This is a genomic window from Aeribacillus sp. SP014 (assembly GCF_054055575.1).
This window is the reverse complement of record NZ_JBSRXI010000001.1, coordinates 3,078,775-3,091,220: the sequence shown is the minus strand read 5'-3', so window position 1 is coordinate 3,091,220 and position 12,446 is coordinate 3,078,775. Positions and strand designations below refer to the sequence as shown.

General features: G+C 39.9%; 11 protein-coding genes. 8 read left to right on the top strand and 3 right to left on the bottom strand.

Annotated features, from left to right (window positions below; all coding sequences use genetic code 11):
• Positions 1-178: 178 nt before the first annotated feature.
• From ACVIJU_RS15100 to ACVIJU_RS15090, 3 genes are all read left to right on the top strand, one after another.
• Positions 179-940 (top strand): SDR family oxidoreductase, encoded by a 762-nt coding sequence (locus tag ACVIJU_RS15100; protein WP_063387386.1) that lies wholly within the window; start codon positions 179-181, stop codon positions 938-940.
• Between the two features lie 69 nt (positions 941-1,009).
• Complete coding sequence (locus ACVIJU_RS15095) at positions 1,010-1,690, top strand: metal-dependent hydrolase (protein WP_094246338.1); 681 nt, start codon at positions 1,010-1,012, stop codon at positions 1,688-1,690.
• 142 nt (positions 1,691-1,832) lie between these two features.
• Positions 1,833-3,152, top strand: coding sequence for a CBS domain-containing protein (locus tag ACVIJU_RS15090; protein WP_066247825.1), 1,320 nt, complete (start codon positions 1,833-1,835; stop codon positions 3,150-3,152).
• A gap of 47 nt (positions 3,153-3,199) precedes the next feature.
• Here the strand turns inward: ACVIJU_RS15090 and ACVIJU_RS15085 are convergent, their stop codons facing one another.
• Entirely contained in the window at positions 3,200-3,499 is a 300-nt protein-coding gene (locus ACVIJU_RS15085) for a YtpI family protein (RefSeq protein WP_063387389.1), read from the bottom strand.
• An 88-nt stretch (positions 3,500-3,587) separates the two neighbouring features.
• On the opposite strand from ACVIJU_RS15085, the gene ACVIJU_RS15080 reads away from it, so the two are divergent.
• On the top strand, positions 3,588-4,526 hold the full coding sequence (locus ACVIJU_RS15080; RefSeq protein WP_094246337.1) for a DHH family phosphoesterase: 939 nt from the start codon (positions 3,588-3,590) through the stop codon (positions 4,524-4,526).
• 46 nt (positions 4,527-4,572) lie between these two features.
• Here ACVIJU_RS15080 and ytrI read toward each other — a convergent pair whose 3' ends face one another.
• Positions 4,573-5,076: a sporulation membrane protein YtrI gene (gene ytrI / locus ACVIJU_RS15075; protein ID WP_094246336.1), complete on the bottom strand. Its 504-nt coding sequence runs from the start codon at positions 5,074-5,076 to the stop codon at positions 4,573-4,575.
• Complete coding sequence (locus ACVIJU_RS15070) at positions 5,073-5,411, bottom strand: YtrH family sporulation protein (protein ID WP_063387392.1); 339 nt, start codon at positions 5,409-5,411, stop codon at positions 5,073-5,075. Before ACVIJU_RS15070 ends, ytrI begins: the two co-directional genes overlap by 4 nt.
• A 213-nt stretch (positions 5,412-5,624) precedes the next feature.
• Between ACVIJU_RS15070 and dnaE the strand changes: the two genes are divergently transcribed.
• The 4 genes from dnaE to accA all read left to right on the top strand — a co-directional run bounded on the left by dnaE (position 5,625) and on the right by accA (position 12,327).
• Complete coding sequence (dnaE, locus tag ACVIJU_RS15065; RefSeq protein ID WP_456687720.1) at positions 5,625-8,963, top strand: DNA polymerase III subunit alpha; 3,339 nt, start codon at positions 5,625-5,627, stop codon at positions 8,961-8,963.
• A 107-nt stretch (positions 8,964-9,070) separates the two neighbouring features.
• On the top strand, positions 9,071-10,303 hold the full coding sequence (locus tag ACVIJU_RS15060) for an NAD(P)-dependent malic enzyme (protein ID WP_456687719.1): 1,233 nt from the start codon (positions 9,071-9,073) through the stop codon (positions 10,301-10,303).
• A 192-nt stretch (positions 10,304-10,495) separates the two neighbouring features.
• A complete protein-coding gene (gene accD, locus ACVIJU_RS15055; RefSeq protein WP_066247816.1) occupies positions 10,496-11,359 on the top strand; it encodes an acetyl-CoA carboxylase, carboxyltransferase subunit beta in 864 nt (287 codons plus the stop codon).
• Complete coding sequence (accA, locus tag ACVIJU_RS15050; protein WP_063387396.1) at positions 11,353-12,327, top strand: acetyl-CoA carboxylase carboxyl transferase subunit alpha; 975 nt, start codon at positions 11,353-11,355, stop codon at positions 12,325-12,327. Before accD ends, accA begins: the two co-directional genes overlap by 7 nt.
• The last annotated feature ends 119 nt before the right edge of the window (positions 12,328-12,446 follow it).

The window sequence follows — 12,446 nt, the reverse complement described above, 5'->3', positions numbered from 1 at the left end:
CTTCTGCGCATAAGCTGAAACAGGCGGGTACTCATTGTGCCCGCTTTTTTGTATGGAAAGGCCGCCTTGCACTTGCATTCCAACCTCTTGCTGATAAAAATCGTGGAAGCTATTCCGTTTTTGCATTTTAAAAAATTATTGTAAAATGATTGTAGTAAATAAAGGGAGGAATTGATGGGTGCGCCATGCAATTGTTACGGCAGGCTCAAGAGGTCTTGGAAGAAAGGTGACCGAATTATTTTTGGAAAAGGGGTACAGCGTGACGGTCAGTTATCACAATAATCAAACAGGAGTTGAACAACTGCAGGAAAAATATGCTTCTATGCGCGACCGTTTGCTGTTTATACGATGTGATGTGACGAAAAAGGAAGATTTAATTCGGCTGATTGATCAAACTTATCAGTGCTTTGGCCGTATTGACTGTTTAGTTAATAATGCGGGTCCGTATATATTTGAGAGGAAAAAGCTTGCTGATTATTCTGATCAGGAATGGTATGAAATGATTGAAGGAAATTTAAGCTCGGTGTTTCATTTAGTGAAACGAACAATCCCGATTATGAGGAAACAAAAGTATGGCCGAATCATTACCTACGGCTTCCAAGGTGCCGGGGATGCTTCAGGCTGGCTTCACCGCTCGGCGTTCAGCGCGGCTAAGACCGGACTAGTCTCTTTGACAAAAACGATTGCTATTGAAGAGGCGGAAAACGGCATCACAGCAAATATGGTTTGTCCAGGAAACATTACGGCGGAAATGAAAGAGGCGACCATTGAAGAAGCTAGAAAGCATATTGACGTGAACACGCCGATTGGAAGATCAGGTACAGGAGAAGATATCGCAAGAATTATAACCTTTTTGTGCGATGAACAGTCAGATTTTATTACAGGCGCCATAATTGAAGCGACGGGAGCCGCTAATGTCATTCATCGATTTCATCAATAATGATAAAACGTTTTCAAAAGCATAAGTTTCCAGTAAAATGAAAGTAGATTCAAAAAGGAGGGGTTTTTTATGAAGGTTTCCTTTCACGGTCATTCCATCGTTCAAATTGAAACAAATGGGAAAAACATTATCATTGATCCGTTCATTAATGGGAACGGGCAAACCGATTTGAAGGTTGAAGATGTGAAAGCAGATGTCATTTTGTTGACACACGGCCATAATGATCATGTAGGGGATACGGTTGAGATTGCAAAAAGAAATGATTCGTTAGTCGTGGCGATTGCAGAGCTGGCTACATACTTGAGCTGGAAAGGGATTAAAACCCATGGAATGAGCATCGGGGGAGCATACGTGTTTGAGTTTGGAAAAGTAAAGCTGACTCAGGCTTTCCATGGCTCCAGCTATACGGAAGATAACCAAAATATTGTGTATACTGGCATGCCAGCAGGAATTTTGTTGACAGCTGAGGACAAAACGATTTATCATGCAGGCGATACAGCATTGTTTTCTGATATGAAATTAATTGGAGAACGCAATGAAATTGATTTAGCCTTTTTGCCGATTGGCGATAATTATACAATGGGGCCGGAGGATGCTCTTACAGCAGCAGAATGGATTCGAGCTAAAAAAGTCGTGCCGATTCATTACAACACGTTCCCAGTGATCCAGCAAAACCCTGAAGATTTTGTTTCCAAGCTTCCAGACGGTGTCGGTCTCCTATTGAAACCAGGAGAAACAATCGAACTGTGAGATTGTTGATGGACGGCTTTTAGCCGTTCATTTTACGTATTATGAGTTCAAAGCATTTGTTTGTTAAACAATAAATTTTAGGAAAAAATAAGTAAATGTTTGAAGAATTTGCCAATCATGCAACTTAAAAGGAGGGAAGAAATTGGCGACAAAGCATGAACAAATTTTGAACTATATTGAGTCTCTGCCCGTCGGAGATAAAATTTCTGTCAGACAAATTGCCAAAGTTATGAATGTCAGTGAAGGAACTGCCTATCGTGCGATTAAAGATGCGGAAAATAAAGGCTTTGTCAGCACAATCGAAAGGGTCGGCACCATTCGAATTGAAAAAAAGAAAAAAGACAATATTGAAAAGCTGACATTTGCGGAGGTTGTCAATATTGTCGACGGACAAGTGTTAGGCGGCAGGGCCGGTCTTCATAAAACATTAAATAAATTCGTTATCGGCGCCATGAAATTGGAAGCGATGATGAGATATACAGGTGCTGGAAACTTGCTCATTGTCGGCAACAGGACAAAAGCTCAGCAGTCGGCTTTGGAAGCAGGTGCCGCCGTTTTAATAACCGGGGGATTTGACACGGATGATTATGTAAAAAAACTGGCGGATGAGCTCGAGCTCCCGATAATATCCACTAGCTACGATACTTTTACAGTGGCTACGATGATAAACAGAGCGATATATGACCAGCTGATCAAAAAGGAAATCGTGTTAGTGGAAGACATTTTGACCCCATTAGAAAAAACTGTCACGTTAACCCCGAATGATCCGATTGAACGCTGGTTTGAATACAACCGGCAAACTGGACACGGACGATTCCCGGTCATTGATCAAGGTTTGAAGGTTGTTGGAATTGTCACGGCAAAGGATATTATGACGTCAGATCGAAAAACATCCATTGAAAAAGTGATGACAAAAAGCCCGATAACCGTTACAGGAAAAACATCTGTCGCTTCAGCTGCGCAAATAATGGTTTGGGAAGGAATTGAAGTATTGCCTGTTGTGGACGGAAACGGCCGCCTATCAGGTATGATTTCCAGACAGGACGTTTTAAAGGCTCTCCATTCAATTGAACGGCAGCCGCACACAGGTGAAAAAATTGATGACATCATCACGAGGCAGATGATCAATCTTTCTGATGAAGCAAAAGAATCAAACATTTTTAAATGTGAAGTAACACCGCAAATGACAAACCAGTTCGGTACCATTTCATACGGTGCCTTCACAACTCTAGTTACAGAAGCGGCCAATTATCATTTGAGACAGAAAAAGAAAGGCGAGCTTGTCGTTGAGAATATGACGATTTATTTTTTGAAACCTGTTCAAATGGAAAGTATGATTGAAATTCATCCGAAAATATTAGACGTGGGTCGAAAATTCGGGAAAATTGATGTGGAAGTATTCCACGAAAACACTTTAGTCGGCAAAGCTATGTTAATGGTGCAAATCATGGATCGTAATTAAAAAAAGACTGTCTGAAAAATAAGGACAGTCTCTCCCATATAATTTTCTTAGCGGGCATTTTCGCTTTCTTTGATTGCCAAAGGCAAATAATATTTGTAAGCTTTATATCCTGCCCAAATGCTCAGACAACCTGTTATAATAAAAACAACACCGACGATGAGCGCAACAGTGGATCGGTTTAAAAACATTTGGTTTAATCCGAAAAAGAAGACAAACAACCCTAGAGAAATGCTAGATTTAGATGAAATCCAGCTTCTTTCCATCGGACGTTTCGTGCGAAAATATTTGATTTTGTAAAAAACATAAAAAGATAAAGAAATGACCGTTAGGATAGCTAAAACAGGCATGATGTCAACCTCCATCTAAGTATCGATTATCATTTTACCATTAGTAAATGATGAAATAAAACATTTATGATGATAAAGGAGAGCTGAAATGAAACAACAGATTTTAAATGAAATAAATGCATTCGATACGATTATTATACATAGACATGTCCGGCCGGATCCTGATGCATACGGTTCTCAGTGCGGGCTTGCGGAATTGTTAAAAGAATCGTTTCCTGAAAAAAACATATATGTAGTCGGCAACGATGAGCCTTCTTTAACGTTTTTGTACAAAATGGATGAAATTCAAGATGACGTTTATCAAGAAGCGCTCGTCATCGTATGTGACACAGCTAACCAAGAACGAATTTGCGATCAAAGATATGATAAAGGGAAAAAATTGATCAAAATCGATCATCATCCAAATGAAGATCCTTATGGAGATATAGTCTGGGTAGACACATCTGCCAGCTCTGTCAGCGAAATGATTTATGAATTTTATCTATTTGGCAAAGATCAAGGCTTAACGTTATCGAAAAAAGCAGCCAGTCTCATTTATGCCGGAATTGTTGGGGATACAGGAAGATTTTTGTTTTCAAATACGACGAAAAAAACGTTCCAATATGCAAGCGAGATTATAGACTATGGGTTTTCATTTACGCAAATATACGACGAAATGTATAAAACGAAACTTAATGTGGCGAAGCTGAACGGTTACGTCCTGCAAAATTTCGTTTTGACTGATTCAGGGGCCGCTTATATAAAGCTTCCTAAAGAACTATTGGACGAATACCGCGTCACTCCTTCCGAAGCTTCACAGCTCGTCGGTGCTTTAGGAAATATTGAAGGGATCAAGGCGTGGGTGCTGTTTGTCGAGGAAAACAACGAAATTCGGGTCAGATTCCGCTCGAAGGGAATCGTGATCAATGAGCTTGCAAAACGCTTTAAAGGCGGAGGCCATCCGCTTGCGGCCGGAGCTACGATCAACAGCTGGGAAACTGCGGATCAAATCATTCAAGAGCTGGTCGCTTTATGTAAAACATCTTAAGGAGGGCGCTTTTTCCCTCCTCATAATAGGAGAAAAGTTGGCATTATTATTTGCTCAATTTCAATTCTACTTCAACAATAATGGTCGGTGTAATGACAAGCTCCACGACAGTAGCGTTGTATTCTTTGTCATCTATTTTATATTTTCTATTTTCAATCGTTTTGGCAATTAAATGCCTTGTTTTCACAACACTGTCAATATCTTTTGCAATTAAATCAGCTAAATCGTTTTTGATCGTATTTTCAATCGAATATTTCATTAATTCATCCAGCTTATATTTTTCCGCATTTTTAATTTCGATTTCGACATCCTGTACAGTCAATAATTCTAAGTTTCTCTTATTTAGCTCTTTGTAATCCCTCTGCCAAATTTGAATGTCGTTTTTTAATTGTTCGATCGTTTCTTGCTGTGTTGAAATGATTTTTACTTGTTTTTCTTGGTAATAGCCAAAGGAATATAGAAAAAACCCCCAGCTAATAAGAGCTCCTACGGCAACTCCGGCAAAAAAACGCTGCCATGAAGGCTTTTTATAATAAGGCGGGATTCTCATTGCGAAACATGCTCCTGTGTGAACCAAGAGATTAAGAGCCAGCCTGTTTGAGAACCGCCCATGGCGGAAATGATTAACAAAATCTGTTTCACAATGTCCTTTGTCGCTCCTTCAAAAATCCCTCGTTCAAAGCTGTAAAACGCATCAAACGTCCCTCCAATAGCTGCAACAAGAGCCCAAATTTTCAATTTGTTTGCCATTCTGAAAATGGAGGTGAGAGGAGCATCGCCTGTAATATATGCGCCAATACCGCCGATTAACGAGCCGCCGAAAATGACTCCTAACGCAATAAAATACACTTTAATAAAGGTTGCAATAAAAGTATCTGTTTCCATTGAGCTTCCACCATCCTTTCTTCCGTTCATTGGGGAAATATGATTATAATAAACTTGCTAAATAGCCGGTTTCAGCAAGCAGTGAAAAGGCTTGGTTTATTCTCTTTCTTTATATGTATATGGATGGGAAGATGAAAGTATGAAGTTTGTCTTTCATTGAAAACAATGACTATAATTGTTTTAAGAAATCATTGAAAAAAGGTGGGGTCTTCATTGCCTTTTGTTCACCTACAAGTGAAGAGCGCCTATAGTTTGCTGGCTAGTGCTGCTGGATTGGACAAGCTTGTCCGCTATGCGAAAAAAACTGGTCAAACAGCTCTAGCCTTGACAGACCATCATGTCATGTATGGAGCGATCTCTTTTTATAAAATTTGTAAAGAACACGGGATTAAACCGATTTTCGGTTTAACTGCTACCGTTATCATAAAAAACGAACCGTATCCTTTTGTTTTGCTTGCTAAAAATAACAGCGGATACCGCAATTTGCTTAAATTAAGCAGTTTGCTGCAAACAAAGTTTCCGAAAGGACTTCCGCTTTCTTTTTTTAAACAATACAGCAGGGATCTTTTTGTGATCACACCTGGCAGACAAGGCTTGATTGAGCAGCTGCTTATAAACGGACAGATTGCAGAGGCAGGAAAAGCGGTGGAGTTTTTTCAAAGCATGCTCGATCCCAATTCTTTTTACATATCCGTACAAAATCACGGCTTGCCGGAAGAGCAGCAATTAAATGAAAAAATTGCGGAGCTGAGAGAAACGATCAAAGTTCCGATTGTCGCAACGAACGATGTTTTATATGTTGAAAAGGATGATGCATTTGCACACCGCTGTTTGCTGGCGATTAAAGACGGAACGACTGTAGAAGAACAAGACGCAGCGTTTGCTTCCGAATATTATTTAAAATCCCCGGCGGAAATGATAAACAATTTCGCGAACTTTCCTGATTCCATTGAGAATACTGTTCGGATCGCCTCCGAATGCCATGTTGAAATAGAATTAGGCAAAACAAAATTGCCCAAATACCCCTTTTCTGGAGGATTGAGCAGCGATGATTTTCTTGAACAGCTGTGCTTTGAAGGATTAAGAAAAAAAGTAACATCCCCTTCGGACGAGTATGTCAAAAGGCTTTCGTATGAGCTGTCTGTTATAAAAAAAATGAATTTTAGCGATTATTTTTTAATCGTTTGGGATTTTATGAAATACGCGCATGAAAAAGGTATTGTAACCGGTCCAGGCCGCGGTTCAGCAGCCGGCTCTTTAGTGGCATATGTACTAGATATTACGAATGTAGATCCAATTCGCTATAATCTATTGTTTGAGCGTTTTTTAAATCCTGAACGTGTTTCAATGCCAGATATCGATATTGATTTTCCGGATACAAGACGGGATGAAATGATTGAATATGTTGCGCGAAAATACGGAAAAGGGCATGTGGCTCAAATCATCACTTTCGGTACTTTTGCGGCCAAAGCTGCTATTCGAGATGTGGCAAAAGCGCTTGGAGCTTCGAATAAAGAGGTGGATGTGCTCGCAAAGCACATACCTTCAAAGCTTGGAATTACTTTAAGAGAAGCATTTGAACAATCGGCAGCATTTCGAAACATCCTTCATTCAATGGAAAAAGGAAAGGAAATTTTTGAAACGGCTTTAAAGCTGGAAGGCTTGCCACGCCATGTATCGACGCATGCTGCGGGAGTGGTGCTAAGCGATTATCCGCTGACTGAAGTCATTCCGATTCAAAATGGTCATCACAATATATATTTAACACAATATTCAATGGATTTTTTAGAAGAAATCGGGCTGTTGAAAATCGATTTTTTAGGTCTGCGAAATTTAACGTTAATAGAAGATATCAAACGTTTAATTGAACGTTACGAGGGAACAAAGCTCTCTGTTCACTTTACAAATTATGATGATGAAAAAACGTTTTCCCTTTTATCGGAAGGAAATACGACAGGTGTGTTCCAATTTGAGTCAGAAGGAATGAGGAAAGTTTTACAAAAGCTAAAACCTACTAATTTGGAAGATTTGGTTGCGGTTAATGCTTTGTATCGTCCAGGACCGATGGAAAACATTCCTGTCTATATCGAACGGAAGCACGGTCGGATGCCGGTAGAATATTTGCATAAAGATTTGCAGCCTATTTTAGAAAAGACATACGGAGTCATTGTGTATCAAGAGCAAATAATGGAAATCGCAGCGAAAATGGCCGGTTTTTCGTTAGGGGAAGCAGACCTGTTGAGACGAGCCGTCGGCAAAAAAATTAAAACGATTTTGGATGAAAACAGAAATCGCTTTATTATAGGTTGTTTAAAAAAAGGATACGACGAAAAAACCGCGAATAAAGTATACGATCTCATTGTTAAATTTGCCAACTACGGTTTTAACCGCAGCCACGCTGTTGCCTACAGCATGATTGCCTATCAGCTTGCTTATTTAAAAGCCCACTATCCTTTATATTTTATGGCTGCGTTAATGTCGAGCATCGGAGGAAATCAAGAAAAATTAGCGCAATATGTTCGAGAAGCTTCAGAAATGGGAATTACAATCCTGCCGCCGTCCATTCATAAAAGCGGTTTTTCTTTTTTAGTGGAAAACGGATCTATCCGATTCGGACTTGCCTCGATTAAAAATGTTGGCATTGCCGCCATGAAAGAAATTGCAAAGGAAAGAAAAAAGAAGCCTTTTGAAGATTTGTTTGATTTTTGTATCAGGATGTCTTCAAAGGCAGTCAATCGTCGAACAATAGAAGCGCTCATTTTTTCTGGTGCGATGGATGATTTTGGGCAAGATCGGGCAACGTTGCTTGCTAGTATTGATGTTGCGCTCGAGCATGCAGAATTGTTCAAAATGGATGAAAAAGAGCAAATCGTTTTTCCGCTTGACGATCTTGCTGCGATTAAACCAAAGTATGTGGAAGTGGAACCGTTCACCATTGAAGAAAAATTAAAATTCGAAAAGGAAACATTAGGATTTTATTTATCAAGCCATCCGATTCAGCCTTACGATTCGGTTTTGAAGCAGCTGGGGGCAGTTCGATTAATGGATTTATCGCAATGGATTGAAAAAAAAGTTCATGTGGGCGCGTATGTGACGAACGTAAAGGCAATTCGCACAAAAAGCGGCCAGGCGATGGCTTTTCTCAATATAAGCGATCAAAGCGGGGATGTAGAAGCGGTCTTGTTTCCTAATGAATACGCAAAGTTCAGCGGAAAAATAAAGAAAGGGAATGTATTTTTGTTGACCGGAAAACCGGAAATTAGAAATGAACATGTTCAATATATAATTCAAGACGTAAAAGACATCTTGGAATTTAAACGGCAGCGTGCTTTATTTTTAAAAATTGCAGATGAAGCATCAGAGAAACAAAAGCTTCTCGAAATAAAAAAAGTATTGCAGGATTATCCAGGCAGCATACCTGTATTTATTTACCATGAACGAAAAAAGAAAGCGGTCAAGCTTCCCGAAACATTTGGTGTACAACCGTCTGAACAATGTTTGAATCGATTGCGGGCATTGCTCGGAGAAAGGAATGTCGCCTTGAGAGAATAAACATGTCTTTTTCTTTACAACGGATTGCATGTATAATATTTTAGAAATATCTAAAAAGTGGTCTTTCCATTTTGACGATTATCCATGTTGTTAAGGAGTGATAAAGGTTGTCATTAAGAGAAGAAGCATTACATATTCATAGTGTTCAGAAGGGAAAACTTGAAACAAAATCAAAAATTCCGGTACGAAATGCAAAAGATTTAAGTTTAGCATACTCTCCTGGAGTGGCTGAGCCGTGCAAGGCAATTTATGATGATAAAAGCAAAGTGTATGAGTATACGATGAAGGGGAATATGGTGGCGGTTGTCTCTGATGGAACAGCCGTTTTAGGGCTTGGAAACATCGGACCGGAGGCAGCTCTCCCTGTCATGGAAGGAAAAGCTGTTTTATTTAAAAGCTTTGCAGGTGTCGATGCATTCCCGATTTGTATAGATACGACAGATGTGGAAAAAATTATTGAGACAGTAAAGCTTCTTGAGCCGACTTTTGGCGGCATAAACTTGGAAGATATTGCCGCACCAAATTGCTTCGAAATTGAAGAGCGTTTAAAAAAGGAAACGAACATTCCGATTTTCCATGACGATCAACACGGAACCGCCATTGTAACTGTCGCTGGTTTATTAAATGCGTTGAAGCTGGTCGGCAAAGAGATGTCAAATATTAAAGTTGTCGCAAACGGAGCAGGAGCGGCTGGAATAGCTATTATAAAATTATTATATCGCTATGGTGTTCGTGACATTATTTTGTGCGATTCAAAAGGAGCCATTTTCGATGGACGCCCTTACGGAATGAACAGCATAAAAGCTGAAGTGGCTAAATATACAAATCATGATCGCTTAGAGGGCTCTTTGGCCGATATAATCGAAGGAGCGGATGTTTTTATCGGTGTGTCAGTCGCAGGAGCCCTAACAAAAGAAATGGTAAAATTAATGGCGGATAATCCGATCATTTTCGCTATGGCCAATCCTGATCCGGAAATTATGCCTGACGATGCGAAAGAAGCTGGAGCAAAAGTCATTGGAACAGGACGTTCAGATTTCCCTAACCAGGTGAATAACGTTTTAGCATTTCCAGGGATTTTCCGTGGAGCATTGGATGTAAGAGCAACACATATAAATGAACAGATGAAAATGGCTGCTGCTGAAGCGATTGCTTCTCTTATTAAGGAAGATGAGCTTCGTCCTGATTATGTTATTCCGGCGCCGTTTGATCCAAGGGTTGCACCATGTGTTGCTGCAGCTGTTGCGAAAACGGCAATGGAAACAGGTGTTGCACGCATAAAAGTAGATCCGGAAGAAGTTGCGGAAAAAACAAGAAAGCTTGCTATTATTGGAAAATAAAAGCGGCTACAAATGGCGAAAGAATGAGAAACCTCTCTTCTCTGCTGTTGGGAGAAAGAAAAATATGATATATTTATAATATTTGAATACCTCTCAAAAGATATAGGAAGAAGATCCGGAAGATTTAAGATTGATTGAAGGTGTCATCCCTTGCAATGAAGACATTATTCAGCCAAAAAGGGAGGTTCTATTTTGATAAAAAACATTTTTTCAAAAAAGAAAAAATATGCATCGATCCCTTCCGGACATGCAAAATATGATGTTCCTGAAGGTATTATGACAAAATGTCCAAAATGTAAAAAGATTATGTACTCAAAAGAAATTGAAAAAAATTTAAAAGTGTGCAACAACTGCGGCTACCATTTTCAAATGGGAGCGAGAGAAAGAATTGCCAGCCTTTTAGATCATGGCAGCTTTTTAGAATATGACAGCGATATGCGTTCTGAAAACCCTCTTAATTTTGAAGGGTATTTAGAAAAGCTAGAAAAAGACAAAGAGAAAACGAAGCTAAATGAAGCTGTCGTGACAGGCGAAGGAACAATCGGCGGATTTCCAGTAGTGATTGCCGTTATGGATGCGAGTTTTCGCATGGGGAGCATGGGTTCGGTAGTTGGAGAAAAAATTACAAGGGCAATTGAAAAAGCGAAGAAAAAAAACATCCCCTTTATTATTTTCACAGCTTCAGGCGGTGCTCGTATGCAAGAAGGCGTCCTCAGTTTAATGCAGATGGCGAAAACTAGCGCTGCTTTAAAATTATTCAGCGATGAAGGCGGACTCATTATTTCGGTTATGACCCATCCGACTACAGGGGGAGTATCGGCTAGCTTCGCTTCTTTAGGTGACTACAATTTTGCCGAGCCTGGTGCATTAATCGGTTTTGCAGGGCGCAGAATCATAGAACAAACGATCAGAGAAGAGCTTCCGGAAGATTTCCAAACTGCTGAATTTCTGCTGAAGCATGGGCAGCTTGATTCTGTATTGCACCGCCACCAACTGCGGGATACGTTAATCAACCTCTTGGATATACACCAAGCAAAGGGGGATGTAGATTGGTAGGAGAACTGGAATTTGAAAAGCCGATTATAGAATTAAAGAAAAAAATTCATGAATTAAAGGAATTTACAAAAACAGCGGATGTAGATTTGTCGGCTGAAATTGAAAAGCTGGAAACAAGACTAAAAAATTTAGAAAAGGAAATATATGATCACCTCTCCCCGTGGAATCGCGTCCAAATCGCACGCCATCCGAATCGCCCTACAACGCTTGATTATATTGAGCTGTTATTTGAAAATTTTTTCGAATGCCACGGAGACAGATATTTTGGTGATGACGAAGCGATTGTAGGAGGCGTTGCAAAATTTCATGGGATCCCTGTAACGGTAATCGGGCAGCAAAGAGGAAAAGATACGAAAGACAATATCCGAAGAAATTTTGGTATGCCGCATCCTGAAGGTTACCGTAAAGCATTGCGCCTTATGAAACAGGCGAACAAGTTTAACCGCCCTATTATTACGTTTATCGATACAAAAGGAGCTTACCCAGGAAAAGCTGCAGAAGAGCGGGGACAAAGTGAAGCAATTGCCAGAAATTTGTTTGAAATGGCCGGTTTTTCTGTTCCAATTATATGTATTGTCATTGGAGAAGGGGGAAGCGGCGGCGCATTAGCATTAGGAGTAGGAAATCATATATATATGTTGGAAAATTCTACTTATTCAGTTATTTCTCCCGAAGGGGCTGCCGCCCTATTATGGAAGGATGCCGGCTTAGCTAAAAAAGCGGCAGAAACAATGAAGATCACTGCCCAAGATTTAAAAGAGCTTGGTGTTATTGATGATATCATTCCGGAAGTAAAAGGCGGGGCACATAGGGATGTCCAATTGCAAGCTAAACACATTGAACAGGCTTTAAAACGATCATTAAAAGAATTGACCAATATGAGCGGAGAAGAGCTGATCAGGCATCGGTACGAAAAATTTAAAAGTATTGGGGCCGTTATTGACGAACAAGTGACAAATACGCAGTAACGTGCGCTCCTTGATGGAGCCGCACGTTATTTTTTTATTTTTATCTTTCGCATCGCTTCTTTTTGTGTATAATAATAAAGAATTTAACTATTCTAAGCTTACTATGCTCAGCGATTATC